The 20,565-nt window shown below is 49.9% G+C and carries 19 protein-coding genes; all 19 read left to right on the forward strand.

Going from position 1 to position 20,565, the window contains the following annotated elements; all coding sequences use genetic code 11:
- The first annotated feature begins 35 nt into the window (after positions 1-35).
- Positions 36-1,133: a transcription termination factor NusA gene (gene nusA, locus PUT07_RS24840; RefSeq protein ID WP_274471362.1), complete on the forward strand. Its 1,098-nt coding sequence runs from the start codon at positions 36-38 to the stop codon at positions 1,131-1,133.
- Between the two features lie 30 nt (positions 1,134-1,163).
- A complete protein-coding gene (gene rnpM / locus PUT07_RS24845; RefSeq protein ID WP_274471363.1) occupies positions 1,164-1,478 on the forward strand; it encodes an RNase P modulator RnpM in 315 nt (104 codons plus the stop codon).
- Positions 1,465-1,797 (forward strand): L7Ae/L30e/S12e/Gadd45 family ribosomal protein, encoded by a 333-nt coding sequence (locus PUT07_RS24850; RefSeq protein ID WP_379240544.1) that lies wholly within the window; start codon positions 1,465-1,467, stop codon positions 1,795-1,797. The genes rnpM and PUT07_RS24850 overlap by 14 nt, the downstream gene beginning before the upstream one ends.
- A 55-nt stretch (positions 1,798-1,852) precedes the next feature.
- Positions 1,853-4,690, forward strand: a complete 2,838-nt coding sequence (gene infB / locus PUT07_RS24855) for a translation initiation factor IF-2 (protein WP_379240632.1) — start codon at positions 1,853-1,855, stop codon at positions 4,688-4,690.
- Positions 4,691-4,696: 6 nt separating this feature from the next.
- Positions 4,697-5,056 carry a 30S ribosome-binding factor RbfA gene (gene rbfA / locus PUT07_RS24860; RefSeq protein ID WP_274471366.1) on the forward strand — a complete coding sequence of 120 codons (360 nt, stop codon included), beginning with the start codon at positions 4,697-4,699 and terminating at the stop codon, positions 5,054-5,056.
- Positions 5,053-6,054 carry a DHH family phosphoesterase gene (locus PUT07_RS24865; protein ID WP_274471367.1) on the forward strand — a complete coding sequence of 334 codons (1,002 nt, stop codon included), beginning with the start codon at positions 5,053-5,055 and terminating at the stop codon, positions 6,052-6,054. Before rbfA ends, PUT07_RS24865 begins: the two co-directional genes overlap by 4 nt.
- Positions 6,051-6,974, forward strand: a complete 924-nt coding sequence (gene truB, locus PUT07_RS24870) for a tRNA pseudouridine(55) synthase TruB (RefSeq protein ID WP_274471369.1) — start codon at positions 6,051-6,053, stop codon at positions 6,972-6,974. The genes PUT07_RS24865 and truB overlap by 4 nt, the downstream gene beginning before the upstream one ends.
- A 47-nt stretch (positions 6,975-7,021) precedes the next feature.
- On the forward strand, positions 7,022-7,957 hold the full coding sequence (locus PUT07_RS24875; RefSeq protein ID WP_274471371.1) for a bifunctional riboflavin kinase/FAD synthetase: 936 nt from the start codon (positions 7,022-7,024) through the stop codon (positions 7,955-7,957).
- A gap of 166 nt (positions 7,958-8,123) precedes the next feature.
- Positions 8,124-8,393, forward strand: coding sequence for a 30S ribosomal protein S15 (gene rpsO / locus PUT07_RS24880; protein WP_126143204.1), 270 nt, complete (start codon positions 8,124-8,126; stop codon positions 8,391-8,393).
- Between the two features lie 263 nt (positions 8,394-8,656).
- The gene (pnp, locus tag PUT07_RS24885) at positions 8,657-10,759 is read left to right on the forward strand and encodes a polyribonucleotide nucleotidyltransferase (protein WP_274471372.1); all 2,103 of its coding nucleotides are present in this window, start codon (positions 8,657-8,659) and stop codon (positions 10,757-10,759) included.
- A gap of 157 nt (positions 10,760-10,916) precedes the next feature.
- Positions 10,917-11,969, forward strand: coding sequence for a polysaccharide deacetylase family protein (locus PUT07_RS24890; protein WP_274471374.1), 1,053 nt, complete (start codon positions 10,917-10,919; stop codon positions 11,967-11,969).
- Positions 11,970-12,075: 106 nt separating this feature from the next.
- Entirely contained in the window at positions 12,076-13,332 is a 1,257-nt protein-coding gene (locus tag PUT07_RS24895; RefSeq protein WP_274471376.1) for a M16 family metallopeptidase, read from the forward strand.
- The gene (gene dut / locus PUT07_RS24900; protein ID WP_274471378.1) at positions 13,319-13,774 is read left to right on the forward strand and encodes a dUTP diphosphatase; all 456 of its coding nucleotides are present in this window, start codon (positions 13,319-13,321) and stop codon (positions 13,772-13,774) included. The genes PUT07_RS24895 and dut overlap by 14 nt, the downstream gene beginning before the upstream one ends.
- Before the next feature lie 132 nt (positions 13,775-13,906).
- Entirely contained in the window at positions 13,907-14,806 is a 900-nt protein-coding gene (dpsA, locus tag PUT07_RS24905; RefSeq protein WP_274471379.1) for a dipicolinate synthase subunit DpsA, read from the forward strand.
- Entirely contained in the window at positions 14,803-15,396 is a 594-nt protein-coding gene (locus PUT07_RS24910; protein WP_274471382.1) for a dipicolinate synthase subunit B, read from the forward strand. The genes dpsA and PUT07_RS24910 overlap by 4 nt, the downstream gene beginning before the upstream one ends.
- 35 nt (positions 15,397-15,431) lie before the next feature.
- Complete coding sequence (locus PUT07_RS24915; protein ID WP_274471384.1) at positions 15,432-16,469, forward strand: aspartate-semialdehyde dehydrogenase; 1,038 nt, start codon at positions 15,432-15,434, stop codon at positions 16,467-16,469.
- A gap of 44 nt (positions 16,470-16,513) precedes the next feature.
- Positions 16,514-17,731, forward strand: coding sequence for an aspartate kinase (gene dapG / locus PUT07_RS24920; RefSeq protein WP_274471386.1), 1,218 nt, complete (start codon positions 16,514-16,516; stop codon positions 17,729-17,731).
- Positions 17,732-17,750: 19 nt separating this feature from the next.
- The gene (gene dapA, locus PUT07_RS24925; RefSeq protein WP_274471388.1) at positions 17,751-18,614 is read left to right on the forward strand and encodes a 4-hydroxy-tetrahydrodipicolinate synthase; all 864 of its coding nucleotides are present in this window, start codon (positions 17,751-17,753) and stop codon (positions 18,612-18,614) included.
- Positions 18,615-18,784: 170 nt separating this feature from the next.
- Entirely contained in the window at positions 18,785-20,461 is a 1,677-nt protein-coding gene (locus PUT07_RS24930) for a ribonuclease J (RefSeq protein ID WP_274471389.1), read from the forward strand.
- The last annotated feature ends 104 nt before the right edge of the window (positions 20,462-20,565 follow it).

A 20,565-nucleotide genomic window follows, 5' to 3' on the forward strand; every position in this document is an offset into this window, starting at 1 on the left:
GACCGGTATTTATTGAAAGGGGGGACTCAGTTCAAATGAACACGGATTTTATCGAAGCGCTGTCCGAGATTGAACGCGAAAAGGGTATCTCAAAGGAGTTACTGATTGATGCAATTGAGGCAGCGATGATCTCAAGCTATAAACGCAATTTCAACACCGCACAGAATGTGCGCGTAGATATCAATCGTCATACTGGCCTCATTAAGGTATTTGCCCGCAAAACCGTAACTGAGGAAGTGCTTGACCCAAGATTGGAAATCTCGCTGCACGCATCGCGTGAGATCAATCCGAATTACCAATTGGATGATATCGTTGAAATTGAAGTTACGCCTCGCGATTTCGGACGAATTGCCGCTCAAACGGCGAAACAAGTCGTGACGCAGCGCATTCGCGAAGCGGAGCGCGGTTTGATTTACAACGCTTTTATCGACAAAGAAGAAGATATCGTTACGGGGATTCTTCAGCGTCAAGATCAGCGTAATATTTATGTGGACTTGGGCAAGGTTGAGGCAGTGCTGCCTTTGACAGAGTTGATGCCGACCGATAAGTTCAAGCAGGGCGACCGCATCAAAGCGTATATTACGAAGGTGGAGAACACGACCAAAGGGCCGCAAATCATTTTGTCCAGAACGCACCCTGGTCTTCTTAAACGTCTGTTCGAGCTGGAAGTTCCGGAAATTTTCGACGGTGTGGTGGAGATTCGTTCGGTTGCCCGTGAAGCGGGATTCCGCTCCAAGATCGCGGTTCATTCCCGCAATCCGGAAGTCGATCCTGTAGGCTCCTGCGTAGGACCTAAAGGGCTTCGCGTCCAAACGATCGTAACCGAGCTTCGCGGCGAGAAAATCGACATCGTTCGTTGGATGGAAAGCGTTGAGGAATATGTGGCGAATGCGCTTAGTCCTTCCAAAGTGCTTGAAGTCCAAATTCATGAAAATGAGAAAATGGCGCGCGTCATCGTGCCGGACTACCAGCTTTCTCTGGCGATCGGGATCAAAGGGCAGAATGCCCGCCTGGCAGCCAAGTTGACCGGCTGGAAAATTGACATTAAGAGTGAAACACAAGCGGAGCAAGAATTTGGCCGAGTGAAAACTTATACAGAAGAAATGCATCAAGATTCAGTCTCCATCGATTAAGTTTTTGTTTGAAAGCAAGGGGTGATCGGAATGAAGCAGAGAAAAGTCCCTCTGAGAAAATGCGTGGCCTGCCAGGAAATGATGCCGAAGAGGGAGTTGATCCGCGTCGTCAAAACGCCTGAGGATGACATTCTCATTGATCTTAAGGGGAAGAAATCCGGGCGCGGTGCCTACTTATGCGGGAAAGTTTCTTGTTTTAAATTGGCAAAGAAAAGCAAAGCCTTGGATCGAGCACTTAAGCATGCCGTTAGCGCCGATATTTATGACCAATTGGAGCAAGATTTCATTCGCGTCGAAGATGAGTTCCTCTCTTCCAAAGAGGAGGAATCCGATGATGAATCCTAAATTTTCATCCCAATTAGGTCTGGCGATGCGGGCGGGGAAGCTTGTTACCGGCGATGAAGGAGTTTTCAAAGCCATTCGTTCGGGAGAAGCCAAACTTGTCATTATGGCGAAGGACGCTTCGGCTAATACACGTAAGAAATTTCAGGACAAATGCCAGTTCTATGGGGTTTCACTCATGGAAATTGGATCGAAATATGAATTGGGCCGCAGCATTGGAAAAGAGATGCGTGTCACCATAGGTGTATTGGACGGAGGCTTCGCACAGATGCTGCAGAAAAGTCAAGAAAATCCTGCGGAGGTGGAACATATTGACCAATAAACAACAAGATAATAAAGACAAAACGCGCGTATACGAATACGCCAAACAGCTTAATATGAGCAGTAAAGAGATTATAACTATTCTTAAACGTTTGAATATCCCAGTTAACAATCATATGAGTGTAATGGAAAATGACGCGGTTAGTTCCGTTGAAAAATTTTTCCGTGATATAAAAGCAAATGCGGCTGCCAAACGAGCAGCTACGGACGGAGGAAATGTGAATTCATCGACGACGAATCAGAATCCTGCAACGCAGGCTCCAGCACAAGAGAATAAAGGTGCAGCAACGGGGGCTTCCAAGCCTGTTGCTTCCTCAGAACAATTAGCCAACCAAACGAATAATGGTGCAGCTGCACCGGCTCAATCGAATTCAACATCGCCGAATACGAATCGTTCTTCCCAGCCACAACGTGACGGTCGTTCCGGCGGTCAGGGTCAAGGCTCTTATCAAGGCGGCGGACGTTCCGGCGGTCAAGGCCAAGGCGGACAACGTTCCGGCTATCAAGGCTCCAACTCCGGCAGCGGACGTCCAAGCGGCCAAGGCCAGGGCGGCCAGCGCTCCGGCTATCAAGGCTCCAATTCTGGCGGCGGACGTCCAGGCGGTCAAGGTCAAGGTCAAGGCGGCCAGCGTTCCGGCGACAGACCTCCTTTCCGCTCGAATGACAGCCGTCCAGGCGGATCTTCCGGCGGTTACAACAATCAACGTCCAGGCGGTCAAGGCCAAGGCGGCGCTCCTCGCAGCAACAACAATTTCGCTGCATCCCGTCCGAATCCGGGCGCAGGCGCACCGGCTGCCGGCGGATCTAACCTGAGCGGCAACCGTTCGCAAGGGCCGAGCGGCAACCGCAATACAGGTCCAGGCCGTCCTAACAAACCGTATGACAACCGCAATAACCAAAGTGGAAGACCGGTCATTCAAGAAGCGAAGCCGCAGTTCCACGTTGGAGCTTCAGCGGCCGAGTTGGATGATGCGGCAGCGAAGGCTGGCGTAATCACAACGAAGAAATCGAAGCCGACGCCAAAGCGCTTCGACGATAACCGCTCCGGGGGAAATCGCGGACCAGGTAACAGAGGCAATCAACGCGGCAACAACAGAGGCAGATACCAACAGGAAACGGTCAAGAAAGAGAAAATCGATAACACACCTAAGAAAATCATCGTCCGCGGCAGCATGACCGTCGGTGAAACGGCGAAATTGCTCCACAAAGATGCTTCCGAGGTTATCAAAAAGCTGCTGTTCCTGGGAACAATGGCAACCATTAACCAAGAGCTTGATCTGGATACGATCCAATTGATCGCAACCGAGTTCGGCGTTGAGGTTGAAATTAAAATCAAAGTCGAAGAAGATAACTTCGAGACTTTCGAAGAGATCGACGATGCGGCAGATCTGCTTGAGCGTCCGCCTGTTGTTACGATCATGGGTCACGTCGATCACGGTAAAACGACGTTGCTCGATGCCATTCGTAAAACTAGCGTAACCGAAGGTGAAGCGGGCGGTATTACGCAGCACATCGGGGCGTACCAAGTTGAAGTTAACCAGAAGAAAATCACGTTCCTGGATACACCGGGTCACGAAGCGTTCACAACCATGCGTGCCCGCGGTGCACAAGTAACGGATATTACAATTATTGTCGTTGCAGCCGATGACGGCGTTATGCCACAAACGGTAGAGGCGATCTCCCATGCCAAAGCGGCAGGTGTTCCGATCATCGTCGCAGTGAACAAAATCGATAAAGAAGGCGCAAATCCAGACCAAATCAAACAAGCTCTTACCGCTTATGAATTGGTTCCGGAGGAGTGGGGCGGCGATACGATTTTCTGCGAAATTTCCGCGAAGCAGCGCATCGGACTTGAGAATCTCTTAGAGATGATCTTGCTCGTAGCGGAAGTTCAAGAATACAAAGCTAACCCGAACAAGCGTGCAAGAGGTACTGTCATCGAAGCCGAGCTGGACAAAGGCAGAGGTCCGGTGGCTCGCGTTCTGATTCAGCACGGTACTTTGAAGGTTGGAGACAGCTTCGTAGCGGGTGTTCACTTCGGTCGGATCAGAGCGATGGTCAACGACAAAGGCAAACGCTTGAAAGAAGCGGGTCCTTCAACACCGGTTGAGATTACGGGTCTGACCGACGTTCCTCAAGCTGGAGATCCATTCTTGGTGTACGAAGATGAGCGTAAAGCTAGAGACATCGCTGAGCGCCGCGCAATTGCATTGCGTCAATCCGAGATGACGGCGAATTCGCGCGTTACATTGGATGACCTCTTCAAGCACATCAAAGACGGCGAAATCAAAGATCTGAACGTCATCATCAAAGGGGACGTTCAAGGCTCTGTAGAAGCATTGAAGAGCTCCCTCGAGAAGATCGAAGTGGAAGGCGTTCGCGTCAAAATCCTGCATAACGGTGTAGGTGCGATTACGGAGTCCGATATCATTCTGGCTTCCGCATCCAACGCGATTATTATCGGATTCAACGTACGTCCAGAACCGGCTGCGAAATCTACGGCTGATCAAGAGAAAGTCGACATTCGTCTGCACAACATCATCTACAACGTCATTGAAGAAATCGAGCAGGCCATGAAAGGTATGCTGGATCCAATCTTCAAAGAAGTGCTGCTTGGCCAAGCCGAAGTCCGGAACGTATTCAAAATTACGGGTTCAGGAACGATTGCCGGTTGTATGGTCACATCGGGCAAAATTGCTCGTAATGCGCAAACACGCTTGATCCGCAGCGGTATTGTTGTCCATGAAGGCAAAATCGATTCCTTGAAACGATTCAAAGATGACCAAAAAGAAGTGGCCCAAGGTTACGAATGTGGTATATCTCTGGAGCGTTATCATGATATTAAAGAGGGCGACATTATTGAAGCCTTCATCATGGAGTCCGTTGAGAGGTGATAACAAATGGCTAGGGTTCGCGTAGGCCGCGTAGGCGAGCAAATTAAGAAAGAATTAAGCCAAATCGTGCAATCGGAGCTAAAAGATCCGCGTATCGGGTTCCTGACCGTAACGGGTGTCGACGTAACGAATGATTTGTCCATGGCTCGCGTGTTTCTAAGCGTCATGGGTACGGATGAACAGAAAGAGGCTACTTTGAAGGCTCTTTCTGCCGGATCCGGATACATTCGTTCCGAACTTGGGAAACGAATTCGGTTGCGTAAAATTCCGGAGCTGCAATTCAGATTCGATGCGTCGATCGATTACGGCAGTCACATCGAGAATTTGCTGCATAAGCTCAATCAGGAAGGAAATCCAAGCGTATGAACGATAGAATGATCCATGCCAACGAATACAGCCAGCAGCTGGAAGCAGCGGCTAAGTTTATCGAGCAGCATGATGATTTCTTGGTGGTATCTCACATCCAGCCGGATGGAGATGCCGCCAGTTCTACATACGCGACGGGCTGGCTTCTGGATCAGCTTGGGAAATCCTATACGATGATCAATGAAGGTGCCATGCCTTCGAAATTTTCCTATTTATCTGGAAGCGATCGTGTTCTCGACTACAGCCGGAACGTGCCGGAAAGGCAATACCGGACCATCATAAGTGTTGATTGTGCTGATTTCTCCAGAATAGGTAGGGTCAGCACTCTTTTTGATGAAGGAGCCGATTTGCTCAATATAGATCATCACCCGACGAACGATAATTTCGGAACGTGCCATCTCATTAAGCATGATGCTGCCGCAACCGTTCAGATTTTGTACGATTTGGCTATACATATGAACTTGAAGCCCGACCTGGTGTTTGGAGATTGCATCTATACAGGGCTTTTGACAGATACAGGCGGCTTCCGATATTCCAATACATCGCCGGAAGTGATGCAGATGGGAGCATCTTTGCTCGATCTGGGTGTAGAGGGATCCGTTATCGCGGAGCAAGTGTTGGAAAGAGTCACATATTCACAAATCGTCCTGCTGCAGAAAGCACTATCCACGCTATCGTTCGCACATGACCGGAAGTTAGCATGGCTTGCCGTATCGCTTGCCGATCTGGAGGCCACGGGTGCTTCCAGCGAGGACTTGGACGGGCTCGTCAACTATCCCCGGAATGTGGAGGGGGTTGAAGTGGGGATGCTGTTTAAAGAGAAGGCAGCCGGCGTGATCAAGGTCAGTCTCCGCTCATCCGGTCTTGTCGATGTTGCGGCGGTCGCTCAATCGCTGGGCGGCGGCGGCCATGTGCGGGCATCCGGGTGCACGATCCACGGGACTCTGGAACAAGCGGTAGAGAGAATGGTGCAGGAAGTAGGGAGCAAGCTGAAATGACGCAACAATCATTGGAAGGTATTCTGCCTGTATGGAAGCCCGAGGGCTTCACATCTCACGATGTAGTGGCCAAAGCCAGAGGCATACTCGGCATCAAACGGATCGGTCATACCGGCACGTTGGATCCCCAGGTTACCGGGGTTTTACCGCTTTGCATTGGCCGGGCCACCCGTATGGTCGAATACATGCAAGAGCTGCCCAAAGAGTATGAGGCGAAGCTGCTGGTCGGACTCTCCACCGATACGGAGGATATGACCGGTACAGTTACAGCGGAAGTGCCTCACGTTCATTTGGAAGAATCGCAAGTCCGAGACATTTTGCATCGTTTCGTCGGTGACATCGACCAGACGCCTCCTATGTTTTCCGCCGTGAAAGTCGATGGGAAGCGGCTTTATGAGCTTGCTCGCGAGGGCAAGGAAGTCGAGCGCAAATCCCGCCGCGTGACGATCCATCGTTTGGATATTGTTCGAATGGACCTCACAGCCGAGCGACCGGAAATTCATTTCCGCGTGCTGTGCTCCAAAGGGACCTATATCCGAACGTTATGTGTGGATATCGGCAAAGCGCTGGGGTACCCAGCCGTTATGAAAAGTTTGATCCGCACTTCAACCGGCAGTATCCGCAAGGAGCAATGCTTAACCTTCGAGCAAATTGCCGAGCTGAAGAAGCAAGGCGATTTGCAGAATCATCTGATTCCGATGGATCAGGCGATTTCGCACATTCCTGCCGTGGAGCTGTCCGCTCAGGAAGCCGTACATGTTCAGCAAGGGAAGCGAATTGCCTTGCCTGCGCAGCGCGTAGAAAGTGCGAAGGATTCTCAAGTGCTAGTGCGCGCTTATTCGCCCGATCAACGTTTTCTTGGCTTGTTCGAATGGAGAAGCGCTGGCCAAATCCTGATCCCTTCGAAAGTGTTTCATTAGACGAAATGTCCGGGACAGGCTGAAATGGATAGGTGAAATGAACTTATATGCAAATAATACCGATATCATATCCCATCGATTTTGATGCTGCGTCTGTATTTGCAGGCGAGCAGGTTGTAGCGATCGGCGACTTTGACGGTGTCCATCTGGGGCACCAGGAAGTGATCGGACGAGCGCTTAGCACGGCTAAGAAGCTTGGCCTGCCATCGGCCATCATGACCTTTCATCCTCATCCCCGAGCGGTCATGGGGCAGGATAAATACTTAGATCTCTTGACGCCAATGCAAGCGAAGATGGAGAAGTTCGCCTCGCTGGGTGTCAGTCACACGTATGTCGTCACATTCGATGCTTCGCTAATGCGGCTATCCCCTGAGCAATTCGTGGATCAAGTGTTGGATCGGCTTGGTGTGAACAGTGTGATCTGCGGGTTTGATTTTACATTCGGCTACCAAGGCAAGGGCAATCCGGATTCGCTATGTGAGCTGAGTCATGGGAAATTTTCAGTAGAAGTGGTGAGACCTTTTCAAATGGACGGCGAAAAAGTTAGCTCAACTCTGATTCGTGAATCGCTGCAGCAAGGGGACATTGACACCGTAACAAGACTGCTTGGGCGTCCTTACAGCATCAGCGGGAAGGTGGTTGACGGCGAGAAGCGGGGAAGACAGCTGGGATTTCCAACGGCCAATCTGGCTTTAGATGAATCGTATGTTATTCCCAGAAATGGCGTGTATGCGATTAAAGCAATCCTGAATGGGGAAACCTATAAAGGTGTAATGAATATCGGCGTGAAACCGACCTTTGCTACAGGTGAGCTCAAGCCTTCTTTCGAAGCTCATTTGTTTGACTTCTCCCAGCAAATTTACGGCGAGCGCCTGAAAGTGGAACTGATCGCTTTCCTGCGTCCGGAGCGGAAGTTCTCCTCGATTGATGAGCTGGTCACGCAGATAAAGCTGGATGCAGAAGCAGCCCGCAATTATGAGTAGCGTCGTACGAGCAGAAACAAACATTTACTTCTGCATGGCGACTATGATATACTGAATAACGTTGCCCAAGGGACTCCCTTCGGCATGAACCTTAGCTTGGATAGACGCTCTCATCGGCGATTTCTAGGCTAGTGGGGATACAATAGAATTTAGGAGATGAACAATCATGGCATTGACGCAAGAGCGCAAAACACAACTGATCCAAACACACAAGGTACATGATACCGACACAGGTTCACCAGAGGTACAAGTTGCTATCCTTACGGAGAACATCGTAAACCTTACGAACCACCTTCGTACGCACAAGAAAGATCACCACTCCCGTCGTGGTTTGCTCAAAATGGTTGGTCAACGTCGTAAGTTGCTAGCCTATGTGAAGAACAAAGATGTGAACCGTTACAGCGCTTTGATCGAAAAGCTTGGTTTGCGTCGATAAAATCGACAATGAGAAGCAACCTGTTGCTCCTTCGCTGGGCTTGATAAAGCTTGCGCAGCGTGCAGCAACGAGGTTGCTTTTTCTTGTATTTTTAAAAGGGAAAAAGAAGGAAATACTAGACAGTGCGCAGAAATAGAGGATGACTCCAAGCATAGGGCATACAGGGAATACATAGAGGAGTCTGAAGTCAAGGTGTTTGATTCTGCGTAATTAACCCAAACACAAACACATAGTGAAGCAAGTCAATTCCTTAGGAGGATGTTATGGAGAAAAGGGTACAAATGGAACTTGGCGGTAAACCGTTCATTCTTGAAACGGGCAGACTGGCCAAACAAGCCAATGCGGCTGTAACCGTTCGTTATGGCGATACGGTTGTACTAAGCACAGTAACGGCATCCAGCGGTCCGAAAGACCTGGATTTCTTCCCGTTAACCGTGAATTATGAAGAGAGACTGTACTCTGTGGGTAAGATCCCGGGCGGTTTCATTAAACGTGAGGGTCGTCCGAGCGAGAAAGCGATTCTGGCCAGCCGTCTAACGGACCGTCCGATTCGTCCGTTATTCCCGGAAGGCTTCCGTAATGACGTACAGATCGTTTCCATGGTGATGAGCGTGGATCAGGAATGCCCGCCGGAAATCGCGGCGATGATTGGAACTTCCGCTGCACTTGCGATCTCGGACGTTCCATTCAACGGACCGGTTGGCGGCGTGATCGTTGGCCGCGTTGACGGACAATTCGTGATCAATCCGACAGGCGAGACTGCCGAGAAGAGCGACCTGCACTTAACGGTTGCCGGTACGAAGGATGCCATCATGATGGTTGAAGCCGGCGCCAATGAAGTATCGGAAGACGTTGTACTGGAAGCCATCATGTACGGTCATGACGAAATCCGCAAAATCGTAGCGGTTATCGAGCAATTGGTCGAAATTGCCGGCAAACCGAAAATGGAAGTGAAGCTTCATACCGTTGATGCTGAGGTGAGCAAGGCTACGCGTGATTTCGCACAGGCCAGACTTGTCGATGCGATCAAAATTTCGGAGAAGCATGCTCGTCAAGAAGCGATCGATGTTGTGAACGCAGAAGCCGTTGAACACTTTACGGCGCTTTATGCGGAAACTCCGGAGCTGCTCGCAGACGTGAAAGAAACGCTTTATGACATCGTCAAGGAAGAAGTTCGCCGCTTGATCACGCACGATAAAGTAAGACCAGATGGCCGTAAATTGGATGAAATCCGTCCGATCGATTGCGACATCGACTTGCTGCCGCGCACACACGGCTCCGGTTTGTTCACACGCGGTCAAACGCAAGCATTAAGCGTATGTACGCTAGGCGCACTAGGGGATGTTCAAATTCTGGACGGCCTCGATCTTACAGAAACCAAACGTTTCATGCATCACTATAATTTCCCGCCGTTCTCCGTCGGGGAAGCAAGACCGCTTCGTCCGCCGGGCCGCCGTGAAATCGGACATGGTGCGTTGGGAGAGCGAGCGCTTGAGCCTATTATTCCTAACGAAACGGATTTCCCATATACGATCCGACTTGTTTCTGAAGTTCTGGAATCCAACGGGTCTACTTCCCAAGCAAGTATTTGCGCAAGCACACTAGCGCTTATGGATGCAGGCGTTCCGATCAAAGCACCGGTAGCGGGTATTGCGATGGGTCTGATCAAAGACGGTGACCATTTCTCCATTCTGTCCGATATTCAGGGGATGGAAGATCACCTCGGCGATATGGACTTTAAAGTTGCAGGTACTTCCGCAGGTATCACTGCCCTTCAAATGGATATCAAAATTGACGGTATCGACCGCAGCATCTTGCAGCAATCGCTGCAGCAAGCCAAAGAAGGCCGGATGCACATCCTGGGCAAAATGGTGGACCGCATTGCAGAGCCGAAGAAACAGCTGTCCGAATATGCGCCTAAGATTTTGACCATGAACATCAATCCGGACAAAATCCGTGACGTGATCGGGGCAGGCGGTAAAATCATCAATAAAATTATTGAAGAAACCGGCGTGAAAATTGATATCGAGCAGGACGGCCGCGTATTTATCGCTTCTTCCAACCAAGCGATGAACGAGAAAGCGCGCTCCATCATTGAGGGCATCGTGCGTGAAGTCGTTGTTGGAGAGACATACCTCGGTACGGTCAAACGCGTGGAGAAATTCGGCGCTTTCGTCGAAATTTTGCCAGGCAAAGAAGGTCTCGTGCATATCTCGCAAATATCCACAGAGCGCGTAGCGAAAGTGGAGGATGTCGTAAATGTCGGTGACCAAATCACGGTCAAAGTGACGGAGATCGATCAGCAAGGAAGAATCAATTTGTCCCGCAAAGCTACACTAACTTCGCAAGTCCCGGCGCAAACTTAAGGCCGCGTGACTTGCGAGGTCACATTCGCATAATTTTCGGATAAAGAGTCAGATCAATCTGTCTCTTTTTTGCTTTTCATCTAGGCCGGACATGCTCCGTTCTAACCTTGTCCCCTCGTGCATACAATCAGGACATAAGGATAAGGGGGACCTGTCTATGCGCTACAAGAAATGGCTTCTTCTCGGGAGTTTCTTTGCTATGGTGATGCTTGGGTTACATACGATCCCTGATGTGGGAATTTATATTGCCGCGGTGAAAGACGGCAAGAGTCCATCTGTATTCGGGACCGATTGGCAGAATCAAGAGACACTGCCCGTCTTCGCGAATACGGCTGGCCGCGCGCGGGTACAAGGCACTGACAATTCCAATACCTTATTGGAAACAATCACGCAGGAGGCGGAGAAGCGCAAAGTCGCTCCGATTAATGCGCGAATTGATTCTGTTTGGAAAGCGATCCCCGGCTATAACGGGCTTGAAGTCGATATTGCGGAGACGATGAAGCTTACGGAGCACAGACTAGACACTGGCAAAATCAATTATGTCATGAAAGAAGTGCCCCCAGCCATTCAATTGGAGGATCTGGGGCCAAATCCGGTTTACAAAGGCAACCCGAAGAAGCCGATGGTTTCCTTGATGATTAATGTTGCTTGGGGCAATGAATTTCTGCCGAGCATGCTGGAGACGCTTCGCAAGGAGAATGTTCATGCGACCTTCTTCCTGGACGGCTCCTGGTTGAAGAAGAATGTGGATGTGGCGAAGCAAATTCAAAGCGAAGGGCACGAAATGTCCAATCATGCCTATTCGCATAGGGATATGAGAAATATAAGCCGCAGCAAGGCGGTGGAGGAGATCTCCAAAACAGAAGAGCTGCTGAAGTCGCAGCTAGGCGTCAATAATACGTTGTTCGCACCGCCATCCGGCTATTTCAAACAGGAAACGATTCAAGTGGCATCTGAGTTTAAGTTGCAAACCGTCCTATGGACATTCGATACGATCGATTGGAAAAATCCGGGTGCAAGCCGAATTCTGCAGCGCCTGTCCGCCAATGTGGAACCGGGCTCGCTCATCCTGATGCATCCTACGCAATCTTCCAAGGACGCACTGCCTGGGATGATCCGGATCATCAAAAATAAAGGGTTAACGCTGGGCACCGTCACGGAGTTGTTATCCTCAAAACGAGTAGCGGAAGCTGAGCCGTTGGCCAATTAGCCTGTCCGCTCGCAGGAAAGTTGAGTCGCTCGTACATTTTTGTTAGACTGAGAAAGTATAATTTGGAAATGGGACTTTACGGGCTTCATTTCGAGGAGGAAACAGAGTGATCAAATATCGCTTACATAACGGCCTGAGAGTGGTCATGGAACAAATACCGACGTTCCGGTCCGTCACTTTCGGGATTTGGGTCAAAACCGGCTCGCGCAACGAGTCACAAGACAAGAACGGCATTTCGCATTTTATCGAGCATATGCTGTTCAAGGGAACGGAGCGCCACTCGGCCAAAGATATCGCGGAGATCTTCGATGGCATCGGCGGTAATGTGAATGCCTTTACATCCAAAGAGTACACCTGCTACTATGCCAAGGTGCTTGATGAGCACCTGCCGCTTGCGATGGATGTGCTATCGGATATGTTTTTCAACTCTTCCTTTGATGAAGGGGAGCTGGAGAAGGAAAAGGGCGTTATCTATGAAGAAATCTCCATGTACGAAGATACGCCTGACGATCTCGTGCACGATTTATTAGCCAAAGCTTCGTACGGATCGCATCCGCTGGGGTATACGATTCTCGGCACACAAGAGAACTTGTCGCAAATGTCGTCCGACGATCTTCGAAATTATATGAAGCAGCATTATAATATCGAGAATACGGTGCTTAGCATCGCCGGTAATATTGATGATAACGTTCGCGAGCTCATCGAGAAGCATTTCGGCGGCTTCGCTTTATCCGGTGAAGAAACGAGCTACGAGGCACCTGATTTCTTGGGTGAGCTTATTTTCCACGCGAAGAAGACGGAGCAGAATCACCTCTGCCTGTCGCTGCCGGGCTTGTCGCTGCAAGAGGATAATTTGTATCCGATGGTTCTATTGAACAATGCGATCGGAGGCGGCATGAGCTCGAGGCTGTTCCAGGAAATTCGCGAGAAACGCGGCTTGGCTTATTCCGTCTACTCGTACCATTCTTCTCATATCGATAGCGGGATGTTTACGATTTATACGGGGACTGCTCCTAAACAAACGGAAGAAGTACTTAAAGTGACGATGGAGCTTCTGCATGATATCGCCGTCAAAGGCATGCTGGAGTCGGAATTGAAGAAAGGTAAGGAACAGCTGAAAGGCAGCTTGATTCTGAGCCTTGAAAGCACAAGCAGCCGAATGAACCGCTTCGGGAAGAACGAGCTGATGACCGGCAAGCACTACAGCTTGGATGAAATGCTCGCGCGCATCGACAGCGTCCAAATGGAGCATATTTCAGCCTTAACCAAATCGCTGTTCTCCACACCGTTCGCTTTATCCATGGTAGGGAACTCCGACGACGTCGTTTCCTCCTTCAGGAGGGATCAGCTTGTCTCACTCTAAGTTCGAAGTCCAAATCCAACGTCTGCCGGGGCAGGAGGACATCCAGATGCCGCAGCGGATGTCGGAAGCGGCGAGCGGATTCGATCTTCATGCAGCCGTTGACGAGCCGCTCATCCTCCAGCCGGGTGAACGGCGGCTCATTCCGACCGGTTTCGCGCTCAGCATGCCGCCGGAGCTTGAAGCACAGATCAGACCGCGAAGCGGCCTTGCATTCAAGTACGGCATCACGACGTTGAACTCGCCCGGCACGATCGATGCCGATTACCGCGGCGAAGTCAAGGTATTGCTGATCAATCACGGGCAGCAGGCGTTCACGATCGAGCGCAATGAACGGATTGCGCAGATGGTGTTCCAGCTCGTACCGGCGTTGGAACTGAAGGAAGTGTCCGAACTGGATGCAACGGTACGGGGAGCAGGCGGCTTTGGCCACACAGGCCGATAAGGCATAGATAGAAGAAGGAGAACCTCTTAACAGGGGTTCTTTTTTTTGTTTCGCTGGCGGGAAGCACCCATCTTTAGGCGAACGCATACTATAACTTATCGAAACGGACCGAGAAAGGGGTGTAAGCAAAGAATGCTTACTGGGATTTCGGTTGCTTTCATGGGCGGAGACGCCCGGCAGCTTGAAGTAATTCAAAAGTTTACCGAGTTGGATGCGACGGTGACATTAATCGGCTTTGACAATCTCGGGAGGCAATTTAGCGGCGTGACGAGCGCCAAGCTGGATCCCGTGCTGCTTCAAAGCGTGGATGTCCTTATATTGCCGGCGGTAGGTACGGATGATTCGGGACAAGTGGAATCTATATTTTCTAGCGAAGAATTGAAGCTGACGGACGTTCACATTTCTTCGCTGCCGAAGCATGCCAAAGTATATACAGGAATGGCCAAAGCGTATTTGAAGACGTTGTGTGCAGGACACGGCATTGAAGTTATTGAGTTGTTCAATCGGGACGACGTTGCGATTTACAATTCGATTCCGACCGCTGAAGGCGCGCTGATGATGGCGATCCAGAATACGGATATTACGATCCATGGTTCTGTATGTATGGTTTTAGGGTTTGGACGGACGGGGTTCACGATGGCCAGAACACTGCAGGGATTAGGGGCTACCGTTAAGGTAGGGGTAAGGAAACCCGAGCATTTTGCAAGGGCGTGGGAGATGGGTTTTCAGCCGTTTTATACGAAAGACCTGTACCCGGAAGTGGGGAATATTGACTTGCTTTTTAACACAATTCCGACTATGATAGTCACAGCGCAAGTAATTACCAATATCCCACATCGCGCGCTCATCATCGATTTGGCTTCCAAACCCGGCGGAACGGACTTCCGATTTGCCGAGAAGAGAGGCATCAAAGCGATGCTGGCGCCCGGGTTACCTGGCATCGTCGCCCCCAAATCAGCAGGCCGCATCATGGCGAACACATTAAGTCAGCTGATCGAGGAAGACTTCAAAGACAGGAGCGATGTGGAATGAATTGGCAAGGGAAAACGGTCGGTTACGCGTTAACCGGTTCTCACTGTACGCTGGAAGAGGTTATGCCTCAGATTAAGAGATTCGTAGACGCTGGTGCGAGGGTCATCCCGATCGTATCCAATACGATCATGACAACCGATACGCGTTTCGGCAAGTCGGCGGATTGGCAGCAGCAGTTGAAGGACATTACGGGGAACGATATTATTTCTACGATTGTAGATGCTGAGCCGCTCGGCCCATCCAAACTGCTTGATGTGATGGTTATCGCGCCTTGTACGGGTAATACGACAAGCAAGCTGGCTAATGCGATGACAGAAAGTCCCGTACTTATGGCGGCCAAAGCGCAAATGCGAAACTTGCGACCGCTTGTTTTAGCGATTTCGACGAATGACGGACTCGGACTCAACGCAATGAATATTGCGAAGCTTCTTATTACGAAGAACATCTTTTTTGTGCCTTTCGGTCAAGATGCACCCGGCGCTAAGCCAAATTCGTTGGTAGCCCGGATGGACTTGATCATGGAGACTTGCGAATCCGCACTGGAAGGCAAGCAGCTTCAGCCGATGATTATTGAGAGATTTCAGTACTAATTCATAGATCATTCTTGAAGGGGAGAGTCCAGCTAATGTCCAACCAGAAGCTTTTTAACGTCGCAGTAGTCGGCGCGACTGGCGCCGTCGGCGAACAAATCATCCGTCTACTAGAAGAACGGAATTTCCCCATCAAGGAACTGAAATTGCTTTCGTCCGCTCGTTCGGCAGGCGTTAGGATCCCTTTCAAAGGCCAGGATGTCATCGTTCAAGAAGCTAACCCCGGCAGCTTTGAAGGTGTGGATATCGCCTTGTTCAGCGCTGGCGGAGACGTTTCCAAAGCATTGGCGCCGCATGCGGTTGAAGCGGGAGCGATCTGTATCGATAACACCAGTGCATTTCGTATGGATGCCGATACGCCGCTTGTCGTCCCGGAAGTGAACATGGACAAAATCAATGAGCACAAAGGAATCATTGCCAACCCGAACTGTTCCACGATCCAGATGGTAGCCGCGCTGAAACCGCTATACGATCGGTATGGCATTTCTCGCATTATCGTTTCGACGTACCAAGCGGTATCTGGAGCGGGCGCGAAGGCAATCCAGGAGATGCTGAGGCAATCGAAGGAGGTTTTGGCAGGTCACGATGTGAAGCCGGATATTTTACCGGTGGGGTCGCTTCCTGTGAAACATCAAATCGCCTTTAATGCGATTCCGCAAATTGATAAATTTTTGGATAATGGATTTACGAATGAAGAAATGAAAATGATTCTTGAAACGAAGAAAATTATGGGCGATGAGTCGATTGATGTGACGGCAACCTGTGTGCGCATCCCGGTCGTGTACGGCCACTCCGAGTCCGTCTATGTGGAATTGAAAGAAGATTTCGACATCGAAGATGTGAAGTCGTTGCTTGCCGATGCTCCCGGTATCGTCCTCGTTGACAATCCGGCTGAGCAGCAGTATCCGCTGGCAGCCGATGCGGCTGGCAAGCTGGATACGTTCGTTGGACGTGTACGCCGCGATTTAAGCAATCCGAGAGCACTGAATATGTGGATTGTTTCTGACAACCTGCTCAAAGGCGCTGCTTGGAATGCTGTGCAAATTGCTGAATATATTGCTATAGAACAGTAATCGGCATGTCTGCGACCAACATGCAGTGAATATGGGGGAAACTCATGCGAATCCTTGTACAAAAGTTTGGAGGTACTTCGCTTTCCACCGCTCAGGCGAGAGAACATGTTATCGGACATATCCAAGATGCACTAATCGATGATTATAAATTAGTAGTCGTAGTATCTGCGATGGGAAGAAAAGGCGAACCGTATGCGACCGACACGCTCTTGGACCTCGTTCGGAAGAACGGGGAGGGGCTGCCGGCGCGGGAACTCGACATGCTCATGGGCTGCGGAGAATTAATCTCTGCGGTGCATTTGTGCAGTCTTTTGCAATCAAGAGGCATCAAATCTACGGTTTTGACAGGTGGGCAAGCCGGCATTCTGACGAATGACGACCACGGTAATGCGAAGATAGTTGCCATGCAGCCCAATCGTATAATAGAATTATTGGAACAAGATATGGTCGTCATTGTGACCGGATTTCAAGGCGTAACAAGCCAGAATGAGCTGACGACACTCGGACGCGGGGGCAGCGATACGTCCGCTACCGCGCTTGGAGCAGCGCTAAAGGCCGAGATCGTGGACATTTTCACAGATGTGAATGGGATTATGACAGCGGATCCAAGAATCGTCGAGGATGCCAAGCCGTTGATCCGCGTCAGCTTTGCCGAAATTTGCAACATGGCGCACAACGGCGCCAAAGTGATCCATCCGCGTGCCGTCGAGGTCGCCATGCATGCCAATATTCCGATCAGGGTGAGATCGACTTTCTCCAAAGATCCAGGAACTTTGGTGACCGCTACAGATACGATCCCGCATGATATGAATCAAGTCAGGGACCGTTTCGTAACGGGCATTGCGCATTTTACGAACATTACGCAGATTCATGTCGCTGCCGTTGAAGGGCAGTTTGATCTGCAGCTTCGCGTCTTCAAAACGATGGCGCAGAACCAAATCAGCGTAGATTTCATAAGCGTTAATCCGTCGGCGGTCGTATATACCGTATTCGATCATGAAGCGGAACGCGCCGTCAAGCTGCTCGCAAGCCAGGGCTATGAGCCACATGCACTCAGCGGCTGCGCGAAGGTTTCCGTCATCGGCGGAGGCATGAACGGCGTGCCCGGAATTATGGCGCAAATCGTAGAAGCATTGACGGTGGAAGACATACGCATCTTGCAATCAGCCGACTCGAATACGACGATCTGGGTGCTTGTGCAAGGGGAAGATATGGTTAAATCCGTTAAAGCTTTACATCATAAATTTAACTTATACAAATGAGATTCAGGAGGTGCAAACGGTGGATTTTGGAAGAGTCATTACAGCCATGGTCACTCCGTTTGACGAGCAATTGCAAGTCAACTGGGACCAAGTAGAACCGCTAATCAATTATCTGATCGAGGAGCAGCAGTCCGATAGCCTCGTGATCTGTGGGACCACCGGTGAGGCGCCTACATTAACCGACGAGGAGAAGCTGAAGCTGATCGAGCTATCCATTCGTTATGCCAAAGGCCGCTGCAAGATCATTGCTGGCACTGGAAGCAATGACACGGGCCACACCATCCATTTCTCCCAACAGGTCGAGAAGCTGGGAGTCGATTGCTTGCTCATCGTCGCTCCTTACTATAACCGTCCGTCGCAGGAAGGGCTGTACCAGCACTTCAAAGCGGTTGCTGAATCCGTTCAAGTGCCGGTTATGCTGTACAATGTACCGGGACGTACTGGCGTTAACGTGGATGCGGAGACGACGATTCGTCTATCGCAGATTGCGAATATCGTGGCAACCAAGGACTGTGCGAATACGGACCAATTGACACGCATTATCAGTGAAGCGGCACCGGGATTCCTTGTATATAGCGGGGATGACAGCAATGCGCTGCCGGCGTTATCCGTTGGTGCGTATGGCATTATCAGCGTGGCCAGTCATGTGATTGGAAAAGAAATGCAATCTATGGTAAAGTATTATCTAGAAGGCAACATTCAGCAAGCGGCAGAACTTCATCGTAAGCTCCATCCTATCTTTACTGGCATTTTCCGTGTACCGAGCCCTGCGCCAATCAAGCATGCTCTAGCACTGAAAGGGATCCAGACAGGGGGAGTCAGACTTCCGTTGGTTCGCGTATCCGAGCAAGAAGGACAATTCATCCAATCACTTTTTGTATGATAACGCCTAATGAATCGGTGCTTCCGGCATCGGTTTTCTTTTTTTGGGGAAGCTAGTGCAAATAGCAGTAAACTTGTATTTGTAGTTTTTTTTCATGTATAATGGTGGCAAGTGACTAGTTCGGTTTTTCATTTAAAATTCGTCGTCCAATCTATGAAGGAGGTATATTCTTGTCCAAAAAAAATATTGATAAACTTTTGATCTTCGCTCTTGGCGGCGTGGGCGAAATCGGGAAAAATATGTATTGCGTTCAGTATGCGAACGATATCATCGTTATTGATAGTGGTTTGAAGTTTCCTGAGCAGGACATGCTCGGAATCGATATTGTCATTCCAGATATCGGATACTTAACGGAGAATCGGGATAAAGTACGCGGCATTATTATTACTCACGGCCATGAAGATCACATCGGCGGCTTACCTTACGTGCTGAAGCATTTGAATGTTCCTTTGTATGCGACTAAGCTTACAATGGGGCTGATCGAAGCGAAGCTGAAGGAAGCGAATTTGCTCGGTACGACGAACCGAATCCTCATCAATGCGGATTCCGTGCTCTCTCTAGGCACTATTACAGCAACTTTCTTCAAAACCAATCACAGTATCCCTGATTCTGTTGGTGTTGCGCTCGATACGCCGGAAGGCGTCGTGGTCCATACAGGGGACTTCAAATTTGACCAGACTCCTGTGAATGATCAATACGCAGATTTGCACCGAATGGCCGAGATCGGGAAAAAAGGCGTTTTGGCCTTGCTTTCCGACAGCACCAACGCTGAGCGTCCCGGTTACACGGGATCCGAGCGCAGTGTAGGCGTCGAGATTGAAGAAGTGTTCCGTAAGGCTAAGCAGAGAGTCGTCATTGCTACTTTTGCATCTAACATTCACCGCGTACAGCAGGTGTTCGATGCAGCGGCAGCGACGAATCGTAAAGTTACCGTCATCGGTCGAAGCATGGTGAATGTCGTATCGATTGCCAGCGAATTAGGTTACTTGAACATTCCGGATGGCATGTTGATTGAGCCTGAGGAAGTAAACAAGCTGGCTGCTGACCGGGTTGTCATTCTGTCTACAGGTAGTCAAGGCGAGCCAATGTCAGCACTGACTAGAATGGCGCGTTCCACCCACCGCAAGGTAGATATTTTGCCTGGAGATACCGTCATCATTGCAGCTACGCCGATTCCAGGTAATGAACGAGACGTAGGACGTACTGTGGACGAACTGTTCCGTATTGGCGCTAACGTTATTTATGGCCCAGGTTCCGTTACCGGCGTACACGTTTCAGGTCACGGCAGCCAGGAAGAATTGAAGCTGATGCTCAATTTGATGAAGCCTAAATACTTTATTCCGATTCACGGTGAATATCGCATGCTGCGTCAACACGGTCATCTCGCGGAGTCTGTCGGAATGGAAAAAGAAGATATTTTCATTTGCGATATCGGGGATACGGTAGAAATTCAGAACGGTGTTGCCCGCAAAGGCTCTAAAGTTCAAAGCGGTAACATTCTGATTGATGGACTGGGCGTCGGAGATGTAGGCAACATTGTGTTGCGTGACCGTAAGCTGCTGTCGCAAGACGGTATTCTGGTGGTCGTTGTTACTCTCAGCAAACAAGATGGCAAAATTTTATCCGGACCGGATATCATTTCTCGCGGATTCGTCTATGTACGTGAATCGGAGGGCCTCTTGGAAGAAGCCAATCGAATCGTAACCAATACGTTAACGAAGCTTATGAATGAAAATGTTAATGAATGGGCATCTTTAAAAACTAACGTGAAAGATGTTCTCGGACGCTTTTTATATGAACAAACCAGAAGAAGACCAATGATCCTTCCAATTATCATGGAAGTCTAGGCTCGAACAGTCACTTGAACCTATGCAAATAGCAAAGCTCTCTCCTTAACCGGAGGGAGCTTTTTTCAGTTGGTTCTGTGCACGGGAGGATGCATGAAAGAGAG

The organism is Paenibacillus sp. MAHUQ-63, from assembly GCF_028765165.1.
Lineage (GTDB): Bacteria > Bacillota > Bacilli > Paenibacillales > NBRC-103111 > Paenibacillus_E.